Raw genomic sequence first — 23,639 nt, forward strand, 5'->3', positions numbered from 1 at the left:
AGAAGTATCAATTGATACTTCTTTATACAGCCCTAGAACGGGAAGATATCCAGGACTCCAGCTAGCTCCATGGTGGCCAAAAGCATGAAGACTCCACCGATTCGGTAGACCCACTTGAAGCCAGGTCTTCTAATCCAACGGACCTCTCCCTCATTGCCCTCGCGGCCAATCATGGCCAGGATGGCAATTCCAAGCATTGGAATTGGCAGCAATGCAAAGGACCATAGGGCCAAATCAGGGGTTGCTCCAAACCAACTGTTCACAATCGAGGTTGTGACCGAGGCAACAATCAAGGCAAAGGCTAGTCCCGGGATACCGGTTGGCATAATGCGCCAGATCCAAGGCACGTTCCTGAACTTGTGAGAGTAGAAACCAATGATGGTCGGCAAGATAAACAGCGCGGATCCAACCCAGACCTGCCAGACATTGCCCATAAGTGCTGCTGTCACGAAGATGAAGATTGCTAGACGGAAGCTAACCGAAATCCACTTCTGCACCGGAACTGGATCGCTTACATCCGTTGGGTGCAGGACATCTAGTCTGCCCGGGAACCATCTGGCAACAAACTCTTCGAAGACCACACGCAGTGTGATTGCAATAGCAATCGCAATAGCAAACTCGTTGACGTGGTTGGCTACCGCCATGGTGGTTCCAGCAAGGGCTGGCAAGATGCTGATCATGGTTGCGGTTACCCAGCCACCTATGAACGGAAGAACTACTAGGTCAACTAGTCGCTCATACCAATACTCTTCGCCTTCTTCAGGTTCCTTACGGAAAGCTCTGAAGGCGTTAGCAAGAAGTGCTGGTCCGTAGCCCACAATGATCACACCAAGCAATAGCCTGACATCGTCAATACCTAGCGTTCCGGCAGTTGCAACCGTTCCTGCTACGAAGATCAGTGTTCCGACCAAACCTGCGAAGGCATCGAAGATACCGATTACCGCAAGGACAATAAACCACTGCCACTGCGGAGTCAGGACTGCTCCATCGTTCATGGAAACGCTCATCACCGAAATGGCTGCCGCTGCAATGGTAGGCAGCAGTCCCAAAGAGCCAAAGGCTGCTCGGAGATATGCTCCATCAACGGCAATCTTGGAGAACAGCGGAGATAGCCAAGCGGACTTCACAACAAGCCAGATAGAAGGCTTGTCAGCAAAGGTCAACCACTTGTTCTTCCAGATCTTCCACTTATCTCCGCGGCCACGACGACGGTTAACGTAGCGCTCGTGAGCGGTATCAATGGTCGCAATCGAACCACCTTCACCGGAACCGCCTGAAGAACCAGAACCACCGGAAGATCCTCCACCGGCTGCCGCTCCGGCAGCACCGGCCGCTGCTGCGGCAGCAGCTGCGGCTGCAGCAATTGCACCAACGGCTGCGGCAGCATTTCCGAGCGCGTCGGTAAGGGCTTTCACGCCTTCAGGGGTAGCAAGCGGATCGAAAGGAACAGGCGGCGCATCATCGTCAGCAGGCGCACCAACTTCTGTTCCCGCGGCAGAATCACCCGAACCAGAATCGCCTGAGCCGGCACCGGGACCGCTAGGCGCAGCGGGAGCAGCAGCTGGAGGTGCGGCCGGCGCAACCGGAGGAGCGGGAAGGCTCGGTTTTGACGGGGCAGGAGGCTTAACTGGATTTGGCGGGGCAGCAGGAGGTGCAGCGCTAGCTCCACCGCCACCGCTTACCACCGGTGCCGGAACGGAGTGCGAGATGGTTGCCATTGCACCAACACCCAGGGTGTTCACCGCGGCAACCTGGAAGGTGTAGGTCTGACCCGCCTCGATGTCTTGAACTTGGAAGACTCGGTTTACTGTGTCCGAGCAAACACTTTGATTGTCAACACTGATTGTCGGACAAGCAAGGGCTCCATTGAGCATGACCTGGTAGCCAAGAACCTCGTGTCCTCCATCAAAGGCGGGGGTGGACCAACCAACCATGATCTGATCGGATCCATTAGTTAGCTCAATGGCGGCAGGAATTCCAGGAGTAGAGAAGGCCTGCTGCGCACCAATTGTGGTGTTTTCTGGTTCCTCATCGTTTAGCTTGTCTGTTATGGTCACAATCTTGATGTTGTAGCCATCGGCTTTAGTGACTTCAGTCATTGAAGGTGCGCTAAAGGAACTAAAGAAACTGAAGAGACTGAAGCTTTGTGAGATTGGCTCCGTCAACGAGAAGCTGACGCTGGTCTGCGATGAAGTTCGAACCACCTCGGTTGGATCGCTCGGTTCATTGGTGCCCAGCGGCCAAACGTACACCTCATAGCTATCGAAGATTCCATCAAGTGCTAGAGGGGCAAGCCAATCAAGATCTAGTTGAGAACCAGATGGTGTGGCAATCATGTTTCGAACAGCGGAGCTGTTCTCTGTTGGCCTCATCAACATTGAATCTCTCGAGAAGGTTCCGACTCCCGCTTCGGTAATTGCGGCAACGCGAACTTTGTAGTTCACGTCGTTGTCGAGGCCGACGATTGTACAGGTGATTGGTGCAGTGCCAATAACACAACCTGGGTTCACGAAGGTGTCGGTGGTGTTTTCAATCACTGCTTCTAGGCGGTAAGCGGTGATGCTTGATCCACCGTTGTAGTTTGGTGGGTTGAAAAGGGCAGTAATTGACTGGTTAGCAGCCGAGACCGAGATGACGTGCGGGGCTCCGGCGGTATCGGGGGCAACTCTAAACAGCTGGGTCACAGGCGTTGCGGCCATAAAGACCTGGTTTCCGCCCTGGCTTGCGGTGATTGAACAATTACCTGAGCGAGTCAAGGTCACAAGACCGGTTGTGCTAACGCTACAAGCCTGCGGGCTTACCGACTGATCAAGGCTGTAGCCAACGGGAAGGTTTGAGCTAGCGGTAGCGCTGAGCATAAAGGCAGGCTGACCAAAGCGTCGGTCAGTAATTGGCGAGAACGTGATGGTCTGGTTTCTAAAGCCAACCTGAATCATTCGGGTCGCGCTTGCTTGAACATACTGAGAGTTTCCAGCCTGGGTCGCGGTAATCTCACAACTACCGGAGGCTAAGAACTTGATCTTCGAAGGATCCGTAGAGTCAAACTCACAAGCTGCCCCATCACCCACGGTGATCGAGTAGGTCACTGGGAGTGCCGAGGTGGCTTCTGCAATCGGTGTGTACAGTGCACCAGGTAGTGGTAGCTCAACTAGAGGTGAAGTGAAGAACACGCTCTGCTCAGCCTTGCTGAATGTGATTGTCTGCTGGGTAGAGATAATCAGGTTGTAGTTAGCCGAGGCAGCCTTGGTTGCGGTGACACCACAACTGCCGTTGCCAGTAGCACGAAGCTTGTTGCCATCAACAATCGAACAGCCCGGGTTCGGAGTTCCGGTTGCGGTGATTGCGTAACTTACTGACCCGTCACCAGAGCCACCCCGGGTAAACAACGTTAGGTCCCCAACGCTAACTGCAGTGGCGTTAGCTAAGCGAAGAGAAGTCTGGGCAATCTTCTTGACCTCAACTTCAAAGCCTTCTGATACTGCCGCCTTGTAGTTGGCATCTCCTGCTTGAATCACAAACACGGTACAGCTAGTTCCAGCACCCATTGTGTACAGGGTGTTTCCGGCCACACGACAGTGGTTTCCGGTGGCTGTGTAGCTAACAGCCCCAGTTCCATCACCACCGCTGTGGGTCAGGCTCAAGGTACTTAGGTAGTTCACCTCGTCTGCGCTTGTGATGGCAAGCTCCTGCTGGTCGGCCTTGGAGATAACCAAGTTGGCATTACCGCTGGCACCGTAGTAGAACTCGGTGTTTGGAACGGTGACCGCGATGCTACAGGTACCAACTCCCTTGATGGTTGCTTGACCGGTTGAGGAATTCACCAAACAGATGGTCGATGGGCTGGAAGTCGAGAAAACCGGCACGCCAGGTGAGTCATTTGTGAAGGTCTTGGATACCAAGCCATCGGCCACAAAGCTTGTAGTTGCGTAGCTAAGTGTTATCGCCACATTCTTTTTGAGCCTAAAGCCAACTGCTTCTTGAACAACGATTGTTCCACCCGTTGCAGGGCTTGCGCTAAAGGATAGCTTGTAAAGCTCACCAGGAGTACCCGTTGCGGTAAGGCCTTCAAAGGTGACAACACCAGCTACCGCCCGAGCGGTAGTTCCACTAACTAGCAATCCTCCGGTGCCGGAGTAAATACTTGCCGTGACAACGGTTGCCGAATCCAGGGTAGCCAAATTACCAAAGCGGTCTTTGAGCTCAAGTCTTGGCTGAATCGTTAGTGCTTCACCGGTTCGATCAGCGGTGGGTCCACGGGTGACGGTCATACTCGTCGGATCGGCGTGAGTCATTGGTAGTGCGTTAGAGGCCAAGCTGTCGTAGTCGATGTTTGGATCATCCGGGTTGGCGGTAAAGATCAACTGGTAGTTCACGTTAGGTGTACCAACCAGGCGCAGTCCATCGAATCGAACAACACCGGCCGAAGCGGTTGCGCGCAAAATGGTCGAGGTGGTGCTGTAATCAACTGTTTGATCTGAACCATCAACAAACCTGGCCAAACCATCGCCTCCGGTGATTGCAACCCTAACTACGGTCTCCGAGTCATCCTCGGCCAGGTTGCCATCAAAGTCTCGAAGCTCAAGAACTGTGGCTCCTAGGGCTTCACCGGTCTTGGTGACCGTTGGCTGCTGGGTAATCACCAAACTGTTAGCAAAGGCATTGCTTACTGTGAAGTCGTTTGAAACAACCTGGGTCAGCGACTGGTTGTTGGAATCAAGGCCAGTGAAGGTGAGCTGGTAGGCAAGCTTCGGTGTTCCGGTAAATCCAAGATCTGAGAAGCTAACTCGACCGGCGGTGGCCGTGACGCTCATTGTTCTAGACAGAGTTCCAGAAGAAGCTGTGACACTCACCCTTGAGGTGTCATCGCTAAGGGCTCGGTTATTGAACTGATCCCTAAGTTCAATAACCGGGGCTACCGCCAAGGTGGCTCCGGTTCTGCCGCCAACCGGTTGGGTGATAACTGCAAGTTGGGTTGCGTTGGCAGCAAGAACACTGAGTTGGCTTGAGGACACCGGAAGAAGTGAACTGCTCGAGAAATCAAGGGCAACGGGTGTGCCAGGCAGAGCAACCAGTCGCAGGTCGGTAAAGGTTGCAAGACCGTTGGAAACGCTCACTGAAACCGAAGGTTGTGAAACCATCGAGGCATTTCGAAGAGTGGCTTCTGAGCTAGCCGTGGTAACAACAACACTGCCCTGGTAGTTCACAACCCGGTTGCCAAAGCGATCTTGAACTTCAATTACTGGTTGAACGCTCAGGTTGTTGCCGGTGATTCCAACCTCACACACGTCGTTTACGACATCGCCGGTACAAGGCTGAGTGGAAACAGCAAGCTGGTGCGCATAGGAGTGGGTAAAGCTCATTCCAGCACTTTCAACCGACTGAAGCGTGCTACTTCCAACAGCCGTCTCGAAGCGAACGGCCTGCTCAACTCCCGGCAGGGCAACAATCGAGAGGTTCGCGAAGGTGGCAACACCTTCGGTGAATGTGGCGGTGTTCTTTGGAATGCTGCCGGCTCCAACTTCAGTTAGCGCTTCTCCGCCACCGCGCACAACACTTGCCGAAACAGAAACGTCAGAGACTTCGGTAGCTAAGTTGCCGTCAAAATCGAGCAGGCGAACAATTGGCTGGTTAGATCCTTCGAGTGCACTTCCCGTCTTGGTGAGCACCCCAGCTGAAATAACGGAGCTTGGTTGCCGCACTATGTCAATCGAGGTTGGGTCGCCGTGTCTGAAACTGAGCTTCTCGCTGGTAGCTGAAAGCTGAAGATCGGCACTGAAGCCTAAGCGGTATTCCGGACGCGGTCCAACATTCGATGTTCCAGGTCTGGCAACAACGGCCAAGTTGGTAAAGGTCGCAACACCGTTGGTGGCAGCAAGTTGGCCGTTGATCAAACGGTCCTTGGCATCGAGTGAATCACCGACTCGATCCAGGGTCACCGATACCGTCAGGTTGCTGTTTAGCACCACGTTTCCGTAGTAGTCCTGAATCTGAACAACCGGCTGGGCGGCAAGAGGTGAACCAGTCTTGGTAAGCACTCCACCACTTAGTGATAGTGGCTCGGTGGTCAAAACTGCCTTGTATGGCAAACCATAGGTGACCTGAACACCGGTCCTGGTTGCTGCTGTTATGTCAGAGCGACCAAGAGCGGCGAATCTAATCGAGTAGTTAGTGCCGGCAGTTCCACCAAAGTTCAAAGTACTGAAGGTTGCCTTACCGGCCGAAGCCTGAGCCATGAATCCAAACGATCCAAGGTTTCCACCCAAAGGAGCGGTTGCTGAAATAACCAACGATGAATCGTTGCCGGTTTCAACCACGTTTTCAAAGCGGTCAAGAATTGTAACAACTGGCTTATCAGTAAAGATCTCACCGGCAACACCGGTAGGTGAGGTCCAAGAAACTGAAAGCTTTGCTGCATCGGCGTTAGTGACAGAAAGAACATTGGAGGCGGCAGAGCTGATGTTTCCGAAGCTAAATGTCAGCTTGTATTGCTGAGCCGGGGCCCCGCCCTGGCTCGGGGTACCAATTAGGCGAATGTCACTGAAGTCAGCGATGCCGTTTACAACCGAGCGAGAGGTTGTTCCAGTGATTGTTCCGCCACTTCCGGAGCTAATGGAAACGGTTACGTTTCCAGTGTCACCGCGGGCAATATAACCATCTTCGTCATACAAAGTGATCTCTGGCTGAATTGGTAGCAGATCTCCGGTCTTCATCAATCCAGAACCAACCGTGCTAGATGGCTGACGAGTAATGGTTGCCGTGACTGCATCACCTGGCAAGACTTCAAACTGACTCGAAAGAACAGAGAAAGAGTCTAAGGCAAGTCGCAGGAAGTAGTCATTGCTTGGAAGCACCGGCAGGGCAAGACCTGTGAAGGTGGCAACTCCCCCGCTGGCCTGAGCAGAAATTGTCGGCATGGTTCGATTCACCGTGGCCGACGCCAGGGCTAGATCTTTGTAGAGCTGACCGGTTATCACCGTCGTGGAATCAGTTGGTACCGGGTTATTGAACTGGTCAAGTAGCTGAACCGATACGGCGTTTGTGAACTCCGCTCTGGTCTTTACGGTAGTTGGCTGCTGGATAATCGAGAACTTGGTAGCCAAACCAGCAGTTAGATTGATGGTCTGCGTTGTTTGGAAAGTGGTACCGGCTGGATACTCAGCGGTAAATCGAAGTACCAACCCAGTTGCAGCTGCACCCTCAATTCCTAACCCTGAGAATCTAACAACACCCTCGCTAGCCGCAACATTTGTTGTACCAACCATGGTTCGGCCAGCAACTGTTGCCGAGACACTCAGGGTGCTATTCGATACCAAGTTGGCTGAGTTATCCCGAATCTCAACCCAAGGCTGAGTCTCAAAGGCGCTTCCGGCCCTTGCCCCGGCAGCCGATTGGCTAATGGCCAGCTGGGTAGGAGCACCGAAGGTCAAAGCAGTAGAGCGCGAATCAATCGAGAAGGTGGTGTTGTCAACCGCTCCTGTGAAGCGGATCACATAGTCGGCAGCCTTACCCTTGAGCTTTAGGTTCGGCAAGCTCACAAGGTTCAAGTTGGCGGTACTCGAGGTTGTGTTGCCTGAGATCTCGGAAATGTCATTCTTATTGGCACTTTCAACCGTTGCAGTAACCGACACCGTAGAGCCTGAAAGAACCGGGTTATCGAATGCGTCGAATATTGCAAGGGCCGGGGCATCTTCAACAACGATGTCGTTTCGCATTGTGCCCGGCTGGGTATTGATCACGAACTTGCTAGCTATGGCGTGGGTAATGGTAAACGAGGTGCTGAGCTGGCTTATGTTTCCAACCGCAAAGCTGATTTTGTGATCACCAGCTAGTTCATAGTCAAGGCCAGTAAAGCTGACAAGACCACTTGAAGCCCTAGCGGTTGTTGCCGTGACACCGCGGGAGGAAACATCGGTAGATGCAACAAGTGTTGCGGTGACGTCGGTAGACGAATCAGAAAGCACTCGGTTGCCGGCGGCATCCAGTAGCTCAACGCTGACGGTGTTGCCAAAATTCACACCGGCAACGGCATTAGCTGGAGCCGTAACAACCCTGATGGAGCTCACTTCACCAGCGAGCACCTGGATGCTGTGGCTAGCAGGGGCCAATGAGGCAGCGGTGTATTCAAGGTCGTAGGTGCCAACCGTTCCGGTTAGGCGAAGGTCAACAAAGCTTGCCTGACCACCGATTGCATCAATGTCAACATCTCCAGAGAGTGTTACAGGGTATGGAGCGTTCAGGTTATCCAAAGCAACAGTGACTGTTTCGGTTGAGGATGGACCAGTTGAAACTAAGTTGTCGTCCTGGTCCAGGATTCGAATTACCGACTGGGTAGCGAAGTTCACTCCGGAGCGCGAGCTGCCGGCGGGGGTAAAGACACTGAGCTTGGTTGCCGCTCCGTGGGTTAGTTCGACCGTTTGCGTGATTGAGGTAAGACCAGTTGATGCGTAGGTAAGTGTGTATTGCCCTACAGTTCCAATTAGTCCAAGGCCGGTGAAGCTCACAACACCCAAAGTAGGTGTTCTGGATTCAGTGCCGGATAGATCCAGACCGGAGGAGCTTTCTAAAACCTCAACGACGGCACTCGAGTCGGTGACGGTGTTATCGGAGATGTCTTTGAGGGTCACAACCGGAACAGTTGCAAAGCCCGCTCTGTTGACAGCCCCTGTTGCCGCGGTGGTAAGCACTATCTTGGTGGCAACACCGTGGGTGACATCGACGGTGGTTGTCGTGGAAGTCAGTGACAAACTGGCCGCCTGTGCGTTGACGTTCTTGTCTCCCGTAGAGCCTAGGAACCTAAGAGCATCAAGAGTTGCAATACCAGCCGATGCGCTTCTGATTAGCGTTCCAGTTAGTTCAGGCGATGAGCCAACTAGCGAGATTGAAGCACTGGCTTGTGCTCCGCTTGTCACAAGGTTTAAGCTCTCGTCAAAGATTCGAACGACAACATCAGAGATCACACGGTTGTTGACGGCGTTGCGCTGAACCTGTAGCGAGATTGAGTGAGCAACACCGTGGCTTACGGTGATTACTCGATCACCGATGAAGGTGCTCGGGGTAGTGATAGTTGCCGTTAGAGTCTTATCTCCCGTGGAGCCAGTTAGCTTCAGGTCACTAAAGGTCGCTTGACCGGCTGTGGTTGCAAGAGTCAAAGTTCCAGAAAGCGTCGACCCGGTCGCCGAAAGCACGATGTTCTGAGTTGAACTAACGCCGGTTGTCACCAGGTTCTGATCAGCGTCTTGGATCGAAGCGGTAATCGGCGAATCAAATGCCCCTGCGTTCACAGCAGTTGTTCCACCAGTTAGCACAACGGCCGCGACTGCTCCGTGAGTCAGGGTCACCCTTTGGGTAGTGGTGCTTAGGTTCTCGGAGCTGAAGGTTAGATCGAACTGGCCAACCTTTCCTTTGAGGCGCAGGTTAGTAAAGGTTGCAATTCCAGATCCAGGAGCAACGCTGTTTGTTCCAGACAGCGTTGCAGGCTTATTGACATCAACTGCAGTGACGGTGACGGTGACGTTGCTTGCGTGGTTGGTCACCTTATTGCCAGAAGAGTCTTGAACAATCAACACTGGCTGGGTGGCAAAATCCACATCGTTGACAATGCCTGAAGCCGAGTTGCTCAAGTAGACACTGGTTGCAGCACCAAAGCCAAGCTCCATGTTGCGGCTAGCGGTTATTTCCTGAGGCGAAAGAATCTTGAAGGTTAGGGCCTTGGTTCCTATTTCGCCAACTAGCTTGAGGGATCCAAAGGAGGTGCGACCTCCAGTCGCGCTGATTTGTGTAGTTCCGCTCAGAGTTGCACCAGAAGCTGTGACCGAGATTGTCTGGGTTGACTGGGCTCCGGTTGTGACCAGGTTCAAGTCTTCGTCAAGGATTTCAACCACAACAGCAGATCCCAAGGTGCGGTCGTTGGCTGCAGTTGTTGCGCCGGTTAGGGAAAGCGATACCGCAACACCGTGGGTGAGCCTGATGGTTTGGCTGGTTGCAGTTAGACCGCTCGAGGTAAAGGTCAGGGTGTAATCCCCAGCGGTTCCATTTAGACCAAGACCGGTGAATCCTGCGTTAGCAGAGCCAGTCAGGGTGCGAGTAGTTGTTCCGGAAATCGCTGCACCTGAAGGGCTAACTGCAATCGAGACATCACCGTTGAAGCTAGTGACAGCGTTTCCAGAAACGTCCTGAACAGTGACCGTTGGCTGGGTGGTGAAGGTAGTTCTGTTCACAGCGCCAGTTGCCACGGTGGTCACCGCAAGCTTGGTCGCTGCACCAAATGTTAGCTGGATGCTTGCTGTCTGAGTCAATGAAACAGGCGAAGTCATTGTGGCGGTCAATGTCTTGGATCCAGTGGTACCAACAATTGCCAGACCTGGGAAGGTAGCTTCTCCAGCTACAGCAGATCTAGTTGCGGTACCAGAGATTGTTGCGTTGGAAACCGTCAAGACAATCGACGAGGTGTTTCCAGAAATGACGTTGTTGTTAGCGTCCCTGACTCGAACCACAACATCAGAAATTACGGTCGCGTTAGCAGCGTTAGCTTGAACTACCAATTCGAGGTTGTCCGCAGCACCTGGAGTAAGGGCCATCGCTTGAGTAGCCGATGAGATGCCAGCGGTTGTGCTGGTGAAAGTAAGTGTGTAGTTTCCAACTTCACCGTTTAGGCGTAAATCAGTAAATGTTGCAGTTGGCGAAGAGCTTAGATCCCTAAAGACCGTTCCAGACAATACGGCCACGTTAGAGCCGCCGCTACTGACAGCAACTTCTACTCTTCCAACAAAGCTACTTACTGGGTTTCCAGAAACATCTCGAACCGAGATCACCGGCTGGCTAGCAAAGTCAGTTCTGTTGACAGAAGTTGTTGAAGAGCTAACAACAACCAACTGGGTGGCAACACCGTGGGCAAGATCAATTGCTCTGGTTCCAGTCCGACTGCTTGGATCCAAGATAGTTGCGGTCAAGGTCTTGGAGCCAGCCGATCCAGTGAGACCTAAGTCATTGAAGGTTGCAATACCCGAGCTTGCGGACCTTGTTGTAGTTCCCGAGATTGTTGCACCCGTTGCGGTTATAACAATCGACTGGTTAGCTGCGGTTCCGGTGGTGACTCGGTTAGCGTCAGCGTCCTGGATTTCAACCGTGACTGAAGAATCGAAGGTTCGAGCGTTGGAGGCAGTTGTTGCACCAGTTAGAACAACTGCGCTAACGGCACCGTGAGTGAGAGTCACTCTCTGGGTGGTTGAACTTATTGATCCCGAGCTGAAGGTCAAATCGTATTGACCAACCTTTCCATCCAGGCGCAGGTTGGTAAAGGTAGAGATACCTGTGCTTGGGGTTCTAGATAGTGTTCCCGTGATTGTCGCAGTTACTGAACCATCAACCGGGGTTGCGGTCACGGTCACATCAGTTGAGTAAGTAGTGACTGTGTTACCCGATGAGTCCTGAACAGTAACAGCCGGCTGGGTAGCAAAATCAACTCGGTTGACAAATCCCGTAGCCGAGGTGGTTAGAACAAGCTTGGTTGCCGCACCAACGTTTAGGGTGATGGCGTATGGCTCGCTTGTAAAGGTTGCGGTGGTTGCAGTGATTGACTTGGCTCCTGCGGTACCGGTCATCACTAGGCCACCGAAGCTAGCGGTACCAGAACTGGAAGCCTTGCTGCGTGTACCGGTCAAGGTCGCCCCGCTAGGAGTCAGCGTAACAATTGCAGTTGCATCGCTACCGGTAGTAACAGTGTTTCCATCTTGGTCCTGGATTTGTGTGGCGATAGAGAGACCAAACGTGGCTCCATTCTGAACTCCACCAGGTCCGTCGATGATCTTGACCTGGGTAGCAACACCGTGAGTCATTCGCAGAGTCTGTGAAGTCGTGGTCAGTAAGCCCGAGCTATATGTCAGTGTGTAGTCCCCGGTTTCACCAAACAGACCAAGACCTGTAAATGTTGCAACACCGGCCGAAGCGTTCAGCGCACCTGTGCCAGATAATCCAAAGGCAACAGCGCTAGCCGATCTTGAAACTGCAATCGAGACCGAGCTGGTGTAATCATCAACCACGTTTCCAGATACGTCCTGAGCCTGGATGATTGGCTGGACGCTGAAGTTAGCTCGGTTGACAGCTCCGCTGGCAGCTTGAGAAATTGCAAGCTTGCTAGCTTCACCAAACTCAAGAGTTAGGTCAGCAGTTTCTGTAATCGATGGTGAAGCCAGCGTTGCTGTCAATGTCTTGGCACCTTCGGCACCAATGAAGGCAAGGGAGCCGAAGGTGGCAATACCGCTTGCTGCGTTTCTCTGGGCGGTTCCCGAAATTGTGGCATCAGAGATCGACAAGGTGACCTGTTCGTTGCTGCCGGTCACGCGGTTATTGTCCTGGTCACGGACTTCGACGGTTATGTTGCCACCGAGCGTGATGGCGTTTCGGGCGGAGGCAGGTGAAGTTATCAGCAGGTTTGATGCCGTTCCGTGCGCCAAGGTAATGCTCTGCGTGGCAGAAGTTAGGTTCTGGTTAGCTGCAGTATCAAGACCTGTGTAGGTGAGGGTGAAATCACCAACCGCTCCGTAAAGACCAAGACCTGAGAATGTGGCGGTTGGTGAACCGTTTAGGTCAATAACTCTTGTCCCAGTTAGCGAGAATGGTGTTCCGCTAACACGAGAAACTGCAACCGATACTCGACCAACAAAGTCGCTAACTGGGTTTCCAGAAACATCTCGGACCTGAATAACTGGTTGAACCCCGAGGTTCTGTCGGCTCACTGCCTGAGAGGCCGAGGTAGTTAGAACAAGCTGCGTTGCAGCACCGTGAGCCACGGTAATGGTTCGGGTGCCGGCCTTTGTAGCTGGATCCGAGATGGTTGCGGCTAGTGTCTTTGCACCAGTGGAACCAGTGAGTACAAGGTCATTGAACTCGATCGCTCCAAGCACAGCCTGTTTGGTGGTCGTTCCAGAAAGTGTCGATCCGGAAGCTGAAAGAACTACGTTCTGGCTAGCTGCAGTTCCCGAAGTGACAAGGTTTCCATCGAAGTCTTGAATCTCAACTCGGATAGCTGAGCCGAAGGTTCGGGCGTTAGATGCTGTAGTTGCGCCGGTGATAACAACGTTCTCAACGGCACCGTGAGTCAAGGTGACCATTTGGGTCGTTGAGCTTATAGAACCGGACTCGAAGGTTAGGTCAAACTCCCCTACCCTTCCTTCCAGGCGCAGGTTGGTGAAGGTCACAACACCCGAGCTTGGAAGTATGGTTCGAGTTCCCGTTAGCGTTGCAGGCTTAGCCGCATCAACTGCAGCTCTGGTCACCGTTATCGACTGGGAGTGGTTTGTGACCACGTTGCCCGATGAGTCAAGAACTGCAAGCACAGGCTGAGTTGTAAAGTCAGCCCGGTTCACTATTCCAGCAGCTTGGCGCGTTAGCGCAACTCTTGTTGCGTCACCGAACTCAAGAACAATGTTCGCCGTGTTTGAGATTGAGCTAGGAACCCCAATGCTTGCCTCGAGAGTCTTGGTTCCAACTAGACCCAGCATTCTGAGGTTAGTAAATGTGGCGCGACCAGCTGTTGCAGACATAGCCCTTGTACCGGTCAAAGTCGTGTTCGCATCCAGTGTGATGGTCTGGGTTGACTGGTCACCACTGGTCACAACGTTTCCGTCAAGGTCAACGATGTCAACAACAACGTTGGATCCGAAGTTGCGATCGTTGGCGGCAGTTGACGGAGCTGAGATTGTTAGAGCACTCGCAGCGCCGTGAGTGACTCGGACGGTGTGAGTGGTTGTGGTAAGGCCACTCGATGCAAATGTAAGGGTGTAGGTGTCAACTTTTCCAGACAGTGAAAGGCCGCTGAATGTTGCAATCGAGCTATTGCTGTCGGTGCTTCTCGTTGTAGTTCCAGAAACAGTTGGGGTTAGACCCAGGTTCGAACCAGCACTTACAGTTGCGGCGACAGAAGTTGGCGAACCGAAGGCGGCAGGGTTGCCGTAGTCATCCAAAACAGTAAGGGCGATGTCGGACAGTGTGGCGCGGTTGACGACGGTCTGCGAAGTTGAGCTAATAGCAAGCGTGGTCGGAGTACCAGCGGTAATCGAGATCACCTGAGAACGACTTACGGTCTGAGTGACATTCGAGGAGTTTAGGAATGACACCGAGAAAGTCAGGGTGTAGCCATTGGTTGCTGCGGTACCCGCAACAACCAGGTTCGGGAATCTGGCAACACCATCGGTTGTAGGCGCAGTTGAACCAGAGATGATCCGGTTAGTGTCACCGGTCATGGTGATTGTGACCGTGGCGTTCTTGTAATCACCTGTGGTCAGAGTGCTGCCGGTTGAATCCTTCAAGGTGGCCATTGGGGAAAGACCAGTTAGACCCGCGCGGGTGGTAGTCGATGAGAAGGTCAGTTCGATGGAGGCTGGTTCACCGGCACGAACTAGATAGTTGGCTGCGGTGGAGGTTGAACCAGAGGTTGCATCAACAAGTGCAGTTCCGGTGGAGGAAACTGCAGAGTAGCTAATAGCTACAAGACCAGTTCCACCATTTACACGAAGTGCGGTAAAGGTGCTGGTTCCACCCTGGCTGGTTGGGGTTGAACCATCTAAGGAAAGTGTTCCACTGTCAGTTCTTGTGACTGACATGGTTGAGCGAACCACGTAGGCAGAGGCTGACAAGTTGTTTGAAGCTAGAGGGTTGTTGAACTTGTCTTGAAGAACCACGGCAGGTGGTGGATTGAAGGTAACCGCCATGAATCGATCGACGGTATTGGTGCGATCGACGTTGCTCAGGACAAACTTTGTTGCCAAACCAAATTCGGGATCGATGCCGTCCACGACAGCTACGGAATAGTTGGCACTTTGACCAAAACTGATGGTTCCGGAAGCCCCTGCATTCAAGGCGATTACTGCTGCGTTATGACCGGTACCTGGCCAGCTAATGTTCCCTCCAGCGTCAATACCCAAGTTCGCTACCACCACTGAAAGGCCGGAGGCCGCAGTGACGTTACCGCCTGCTCGAATAGCCAGGGTTGAAACCTTGTTTGTGAAGGTTAGGCTGCTTGTGACATCAAGATTTCCGCCGGTTTCTAACCTGAGCGTGCTTGCTGTGATTGTTCCTAGCTCAGCTGCAGTTAGCGACAATGTGCCCGCCACTTCGGTCCCAGCTGTAAGTGCCCTTGAGGATGTGAAGGGTTCGAACTTAACTGCTCCCGTTCCGGTATTGATTGAACCAGTCAAACTCACGTTGTTTGAACGAACAGTCACGTCAGTGTTTGTGACAGACATTGGCACCCCTACTGTCAAAGCCGCAACCGAAGATGTTGAGGCGTCGAAAACTAGTGATACGGAACCAGAAGAACTAAATAACCCGGGTTGGATAGCCGCGTCATCGTCAACGACTGTTCCAGACTTGGTAGCCGAGAAGCTGAAGCCACCTGAGCCTGCAGCTATCGATGAAGGTGAGGAGGCACCATAGAAAAGAGCTACGGGACGTCGAGGGCCTGAGCCTGTAATGGTGATTCGATTTCCGATGAATTCGTAATTACCCCAAGCGCCAACACCATCGTAGTTAGAGCTTGTTCCAGTTAGTGACAATGTCCCGATGGCGTTGAAGATAGTCTTTACGTTCGTCGCAGTCGAGCTTCCGGCATTTCCAATTTCGATTCCATACCAGCTGTTAGCCCCTGCGGACTCACCAACAATTGTGATATTTGTTCCTGTAAGCGATGACTTGTTTGCTTCTGTACTTGAAAGCGGAATCAGCACTCCGCGAGAATTGTAGTTTCCAATCGCCTTACCGCGGATTGTAAGGTCTCCTGTACCCGAAGCTAGGGTGACGCCATCTGCATAACCGGCATTGGCTGGGAATTCTCCTAACAGAACACCTGGGCGGTAAGTGGCATCGACGCTAGCAGCGGTTGCGAATCCAGTAGCTGGGTTTGATCCTCCAGAGAGCAGGATGTCGCCGCCGCCATTTCCGGTCGAAATGTTGGTGTAGTTCTGAATCCAGATGTAGCCATCGTTGTCTCCGTCGGAGTCTGACTGTAATGTGATGTCACCAGCAGGTGCCTGGATTTTGGTTTTGCTGCTCAAAGATGATCCCGCTTGAATAACAATGTTATCTGCCGACTTGAGGTTAATTCTTCCTACCGTTGAGGTAAGGCTGCGAGCCACCGATAATGATGTGCTGACGATATCCAAATCACCATTTGCCTGCATTGCAGCACCAACCGTTGTAGCAGCAGCGTTGATTAGCAGATCCCCTGCTGAAGTCAAGGTTCCAGATCCTGTGTAATCGCCAGATGCGGTGATTGTGATGTTTCCCAAGTTAGTGGTTGCCTGGTTTGCACTAACGGTTACAGCACCACTGAATACATTGATGTCACCTGCAATGGAGTAAGCAACCGGAAGAGTGACTCCTGCTGTATTGCCAGATTTACCAACTGTCAGCCCGGTAAGGCTCGAAGCCATTGTGACGTTGGCTAAAGTTTGTGCTGCTGTGAAGCTTGTTGAGGTGGGCTGGATAACAACTGAACCACTTCCTGCAAACGCAGTTGCCACGCTTGTGGTTGTGCTGGTGTTAGTTCCAGCATCGCCACCAATTAACTGACCGACAGTGAGGGTGGTTGTTCCCCCGGCGTTGAAAGTGATGAACTCGGTAGCGGAAGTTCGCGCTCCAGAGACCAGGATGTTTCCTCCGGCCGTCACCGTCGAAGTTGCCCAACCTAGAACATCGAATGATTCGACCTGAGCTGGAGAGTTACCGTTTAGCTCAACATTTCCGGCGGTTGCAACGATGTCCACTCCCAGAAGAGCAATACCCCTTCGCTGAGCTCGGTTCGACTGGCTGGCGTCACCGTTAAGAATCACGTCTCCCGAGGCAGACCTAATTACAGCTTTGGCTCCTTCATTACCCAGCCAGATTCCGTATTGGTTACTGGCTGATGTGTTGCCTGAATTCTGGCGAGCGTCAAATCGAATCGTTCCGGCGGTTGCAGTGATTTGAACTCCGGCGTTTACGCGAATAGCACTCTGAGCACTTGCAGTACTTCCGGATGTTGCTTGGGCTCGAACCAGAATATCTCCGTTACCTGATGTCATAGAGGCCAGTAGTCGAGCAGTGTGATTCCAAGTACGGCCAAGTAAGTAGTTATCCGGAATGCCATCAGCACTGGTTCCGCCATTTGCTCCATCGTCGGCTCCACCGGCAATCACAATGTCGCCACCGCTTGAGTTGATGGTCACGTTAGCTCCACCCGTATCAACCTCACCGCCTGATCCTGCGCTGTTTCCCCAGAACACGATGTTGCCGGCAGAGGATGTAGTAATCGATTTGGTGGCGGTGTTAACAAGAACGTCCCTCCCGGCCTTGAAGTTAAGTCCACCAGAACCTGCGGAAGTGCTTGCGTTTATGAAAGTATCGCGGCCAGCCGTTACACTGACCCCTCCCGAACCAGCGGTAGTGGTTGCACTTAGAGTCACGTCTTCCGTTCCAGACAAGATGATTCTTTCGCCACTTGTGAGCGCTTTCGGTGCGATGTTTTTGCCGTAGACCTTGATTTCACCTGTTGCTGATATGGCATCCAAGGAAATGTCATTGGGAGTTTGACCCGCGGCAACGGATCCAGGCTTACCAATTGTCACGCTCGCGTAAGTTCGGGGCCAAGATGTTGACCAGTCAGCAGCGGTCATAGTTTGCGCGATATCAAAACTCACGGCATTAGGTTGCAAAATAATATGCCCAGTGGCGTTGAATGATGTTGCTTTAGTCTCAATTGAATCAGCGTTGATTGTTACATTCGAGCTGCTTGCAACTGCTGCAATTGTCGGATAGGCCAAGTAGGTAGTTGAGTGATTGCTCGCTAGGGCACCTAGGTAGGTAGTTCCGGCACCGTTATCTCTGAAACTAACTCCTTTGGTGGTACTTGTGGTTGCCTTGGTCGCGTTGATGGTTATGGGCCCAGTGTTTGAAATCAGCTGGTAGCCACTTAGCAAAAGCATGTCGCTCGTATACCAGCTGTTTACATGACTTGCGTTGCCTTGCGTACCTGAAAGGACAATTCCGCCACCGTTTGGCGTTGCAACAAAGGTCTTCTCGCTCCAGCCCTGTATTGCACTTGCATTAACTGTCCCGGTGTTGTTGCATGCGTCAGTGTTTCCACGCATGTATATCGCATCACTTGCAGTGGAATTTGAAACGATATGGGTATTTCCCACCCAGCCAGTGAAAATACCGCGGTGATAGTTGGACGTGCAAGTGTTAGGGCCTTTACCAACAATCGATATACGACCAGTGTCAGAATAAATCAATCCACCCTTTAGCGCTATGCCATGGTCGAAGCCAACACCGCCTCCGATCACACCCTGACCCATGAGTTCGATGTTGCCACCACCCGAAAGCAGCTGGTATCCAGTTTCAAACCCAATTCCTGCGTGATTTGTCCCCTCAAAGCTAAAGCCACTTACCGCTTTGGCGTAGCCATCCGGCACTCCATCATTTGCCGTTCTGCCAGAAAGATCACCAGCTCCACCGTTGTCGAGTCCACCACCAAAAACTATTTTTCCGCCGTTCGATTTGACTAAATTAGTGCCGCTCAAGAATATTGGCCCTACCCCGTTGTCATCTGAATCTGCCCAAAAGACAATGTCTGATCCCGAGGTTTCTACATCAGCACTTGAGCTCATGTAAATTCGATCGGTTGTCTTGGCCAAGAACCCGATGACTCCAGCGCCGCTAGCCGCAGCTCTAATGTCCAATCCCAGTTCAATCTTTCCCGCGCTCGAATTAACTTCAACGGTTCCCGTGGAGGAGGTGAGGGTAGCGCTAGTAGCGGTGCTGATGTCACCGGTTCCGCGAAGGACAATATTGCTGCTTGCCTGTATCGCACCGGTCGGAGCAATGCTTGAACCACCAGTTATTCGAACCGTACCGGCGGAAGCAGTTAATGTACCAGAACCTACGTAAGTAGTTGTTGGGTTAAATAGGATTGAGCCATTTGAAGAGGTCACAGCCGCGTTTTGAGAAACAGCAGATCCATAAACCGTGTAATCGCCAACGATGCTTGTCGAGCCTCCGCTTACAGTCAATGCCGTGGCGTTGGTTGTCTTTCCAATTCTCAAACTTGAGTGACCCGTAAAAGTGTGGGAGGTAATTGTCGTGGCACCCGTGAACTGGTTTGCGTTCGATTCGATTACGACTGGTCCCGAGGTCCTTATTCGAACGGCCGTGTGTGCCTGGTAGGTATCTCCAATTAAAGTCACTGAACTGGTTGAAATTGGACCGGTTGCTATGGACCCTATATCGGAAGTACCGACATAACCCGTGTACAACCCCCAAGAAGTTCCTCCGGAGATGACGATGTTTCCACTGGTAGATAAAATCTCTGTCTCCCTGAGATAAACACCCCAAACATTCCACGGGGCATTTCCAGTGATGGTGATATCGCCTGTATTGGTCGAGACCATGGCAGCATTTTCGAAGTAAGCGCCCCATTCTGCAGACGCATTCCCTGTCAGATTTACGTCTCCAGCATTTGTTACAACTGATCCAGTAGTGAAATACAAACCTCCACTTGTGCTAGCTAGTGAGCCAGTGTTTATAGTTACAGCTCCTGCAGTGGATTGCACCTGAGAGGCGAATGTGCCTCGGGCGCTTCCGCTGATTGTTATGTCGCCTGCAGCCGTAAAAGCACCGGTTGGTGCAATACTGGTGCCACCGCTCAGGGTAATGGTTCCAGTAGTTGCAGTCAGTGTTCCCGCACCCGAATAAGCCCCAGTCAGACTTACCGCAATTGATCCGTTGGCCGTCACGTCCTTCCCTAGAGTCACCAAGCCCCCTGAGGTTGTCACCTCAACAAGTCCAGTTCTGGAGGTGATAGTCGCGTTTGTTGCTGTTGTGATTTGCCCAGAGCCGCGAAGCACAACGTTGCTGTAAGCCTGGATTGCACCTGTCGGGTCAACACTTGTTCCACCAGTTACTCGGACTGTTCCCTCGGAAGATGTTAAGGATCCAGCTCCTGAGAATGCACCTGTTGGGTACATGTAAATCGATCCGGTGGAAGAAGTGACGTTCGAAGTCTGAGTAATCGCACCTCCGTAAACGGTGTAGTCGTTTACAACGCTTACTGAACCACCAGTCAATGTCACATTGCGCTGATTAGTGGATCTTCCAACTGTCAAGCTTGCGTGACCGGAGAATGTGTGGTTGTTGATAGTGATCGCACCTGAGAACTGTTGCGCAGCGGATCTGATGAGGACAGTTCCTGAAGTTTTTACGTTAACCGCTGTCGACGAGCCCCAGTAATTGTCACCAATCAAGGTAATGTCTCCCGAAGCTGATGTGCTGGCCGTGGCGCCTAAAGTAGTCGTCGCGCCATCGCCTGCGACAATTCCCAGTGTTCCTCCATTAATGGTTATGGCACCGCTGGTTGATAGAACTTCTGCGGCTGCAAAACCCACTCCCCAGCCGGTACCAACACCATTGATGTTGATGTCCCCAGAGACTGTCTGAATTAAGGACGAGTTCTTCACATAAATTCCCCAGGATGAAGTGCTTGTTCCGGTCAAGCTAATCCTGTTGTTGCTTGTGGTGATCTTTGCACCGGCTAATTCAAGGGCAGGGCTAGAGGAAGTCGATCCTGCAGTTACGGAAATCTCACCGCCAGTAGACGAGATAGAAGTGGTGAGAGTGCTCTTCGCAGAACTTGTTAAGGTGATGTTTCCACCAGAACGAAGGTTTCCAGTTGGGTCTAGGGTCGTGCCTCCGCTAATTGTCAACGTTCCAGCAGAGTTCAAAACCCCCGAACCTGAGTAGGCCCCAGAGGGAGTGATCACCATGTTTCCGGAGCTTGTTGTAGTTTGGTTCCCGTTTATGGCAATGGCGCCGCCAATGATGCTGAGATTTCCGGCAACCGAGTTTGTGCCTGAAACAGTGACTCCAGCGGTATTGCCAGTTTTTCCAATTGTCAGACCGGTGTTTCCTGTGAACGCCCAAGTTGAATCGAATGTCTGAGCGTCCCTGAACGAAGTGGAAGAGGATTCGATAGATACCGTTCCGGAAGTCTTTGCGACGACCACTCCGGTGCCACTATTTGCAGTAGCTTCAACAAAGCGATTGCCAATGATTTTCACATTTGACGATGACGAACCAGATCCATCAGCCCCAAAAAACAATTGCTTGCTGTCTGTGGCACTGGGGCCAGTTAGATTCAATCCGTTGGTTCCGGTATCAATCGTTATCTGGCCGCTGCTTGCCAGGAATTGGAAACCGGCGACGTTGTCTACTGCGTAGACGTCTGCCGAGGATGTAACTGAAACATTCAAATCTCCACCACCGGAAGCGATGAACTTGTGGAAAGGTCGATGACCTTGGCTTTGAACAGGGGTGAAAGTCGTACTTGAAGTGTTATGGCGAACTACAAAGTTAATTGCAGGAGTTGATGGGTTAGCGTTAGCCGATGATTGGATTGTTAGTGCGCCCCAGGATTCGAAGGCGTTATCGGCTGTTGTAGCACTTATGAAATTCCAATCTTGCCTGCCTGAACCTGAATCAACTGTTGTCTGAGAAGTGGTCGACGCTACTCCCGCGTAGGCTTGAGTGGCTGATGAACCGGTTTGGCCGTAAAGCCGAATGAGACCACCTGCGGAATTCAGGCTCACACCGCTAGCACTGTTGCTGGTTCCAAGCGCAATTGCGTACCTATTTCCGGACGAGGCATCAGTGAAGGCGTGACCGTTTGGAAAACCTGAGGCATCAATTGAACTGGATCCAGCCAGCACAATAGCGCCGCCATTTGTGGTTATTGATGTTCCGTTTCCTATCGAGATACGTCCCTGGCCGCTCTGACTACTTGTGTTCTGTGTGGATCCCGATCGAGCCCAAAGCACCAAGTTTCCGTTATTGGTTGAAAGCGTGAGATTGGGATTCACGGAGACATCTGAGATTGCTTTGAGGGTTAATCCTCTTCCGGCAGAGGTCGAGCCGATGTTTGCCTCTACGGAAATGCTTCCGCTCGACTCAACTGTTGTGGAGAAGGACTGCATGTGGGTCTGAAGATCTGTGTTGAGAATGTTGGTAGCGCCAGCCGCATCTGCCAACCAAACACCCTGCACAAAATTTCCACCGGAGCTACTCGAGCCCGAAATTGTTATGGCAGTCGAAAGAGTCTGTAGCTTAATTTGCTGGGTGACATTGACGAACCCAGGGGCGCTATAGGTCAGGGTGAGTGTCCCCACGGTTCCCGTGGTAAACCTCAGATTTGTAAACTGGGCCACTCCAGAACTATTGGTCGTTGCCGTGGCTCCGGAGAGGACCCCTGTGCCAGAGGTAACTGCCGCGGTTACAACTACACCGCTGGAAGCAAAGTTGCTATTGGCGCTGTTTTTCAGCTGAATAGCTGGCTGGACAAGCATGTCCACCCCTACTCGGGCGCCGTTTGCGCTTGTGGTCAGGGATAGAGCGGGCGCTATGTAGGCAATCTTTACAACACCCGAGCCTCCGGTACCACCGTTTCTTGAAGCGTCACTTCGCCCGTCGATAGTGTATTGCTCCACGTTTCCGTTTCGGGAACCACCACCACCACCACCTGTGTTCGTTCCACCATGTCCAGCAAAGTAGTCAGCCCACCCGTCGTTGGCATTACCTCCGGAACCGCGCCCACCACCACCAGCGCCACCATTTCCTCCAGGCCTTAGATTCCCATCTAGGTGGGCACCGCTTGCACCGCTACCAATGAACTGTCCACTAAAGAGACTCGACGTTACTCCAGCAGCGCCATCGTACCCCGATTGTGCCCAGTTATAACCACCAACGGTAGCGCCCTGTCGTCCAGCGTAGGAACCAACATTTGTGAGGGAAGCAGAACCAGCGTTAGCAACCGGTTGTGATCCACCCGAACCGCCGGCCACGTTGTAGTTGGATCCTGGCCAGAAACCCGGGTTTCCACCATAGGCAGTGATTGAGAATCCAAGACCGCTTTGAGTTATGGATGAGTTTCCACCTGCTGAACCGTTAGGAGTATACGCTTCTCCGTTTACTGCTGTGTGAGTTATTCGTGTGCCACCAACTCCAACTGAAATTGCGAATTGTCTTCCCGTGTTTCCGTTGAGGTTGACTGTTGCTTCATAAAGCGAACCAGATCCACCACCGCTACCACCGTCGGCACCACCACCTCCACCACCTGCTACAACAAGAGTGTCGAAGGTGGTAACACCGGATGGTGCGGTCCAAGTGTGAGAGCCGGTTCCAGAAAAAGTTATTACGCACTTGTTTGAATAAAGACCAATTGATACTCCAGATAGGCTCCCGACTTCGGTTTGACATTGGTTCGAATTCGAAGAAAGAGTTGCCGCGCTCGATGCCTGCGTTGAGGCCAAAAGCACAAAAAAGGCGACGCTTGGGACCATCCACTTGAGAACGCGCTTGGATCTCAGGGCTCCAAACAGGCCCTTTGGCTTAGGCTCTGGCAGGAAATTTGACTCCCGGTAGGCCAGCTTTGGCAGGCCAAAGCCGCTAAACAGCAGCCTTCCGAATGCCCGGATATTCATCTCAAACCTTCTGTGCCTGGGGCCAAGGAATCCATTGGTTTTCCTTGGTTTTTGGGGGTCCCCATCAGAATAACTTCACCCTTATATTGGGTACTTGGAAACAGGTAGCTAACCCCACGTTTTAAGGCCCCAAATCGT

1 protein-coding gene is annotated in these 23,639 nt (G+C 52.4%); it reads right to left on the minus strand.

Translation table 11 applies throughout. The annotated features are described in order from the left end of the window. Nucleotides 1-32: 32 nt before the first annotated feature. Nucleotides 33-23,501 carry a fibronectin type III domain-containing protein gene (locus tag AC8GDC_RS05765; protein ID WP_506557703.1) on the minus strand — a complete coding sequence of 7,823 codons (23,469 nt, stop codon included), beginning with the start codon at nt 23,499-23,501 and terminating at the stop codon, nt 33-35. Nucleotides 23,502-23,639 lie beyond the last annotated feature (138 nt).

Origin of the sequence: Rhodoluna miladensis (SeqCode) (genome assembly GCF_965234705.1) — a bacterium.
GTDB lineage: Bacteria > Actinomycetota > Actinomycetes > Actinomycetales > Microbacteriaceae > Rhodoluna > Rhodoluna miladensis.

What these genes read in the sequence shown, in the direction of transcription:
- AC8GDC_RS05765 (WP_506557703.1), bottom strand. Translation starts at nt 23,501, where the DNA reads ATGAATATCCGGGCATTCGGAAGGCTGCTGTTTAGCGGCTTTGGCCTG.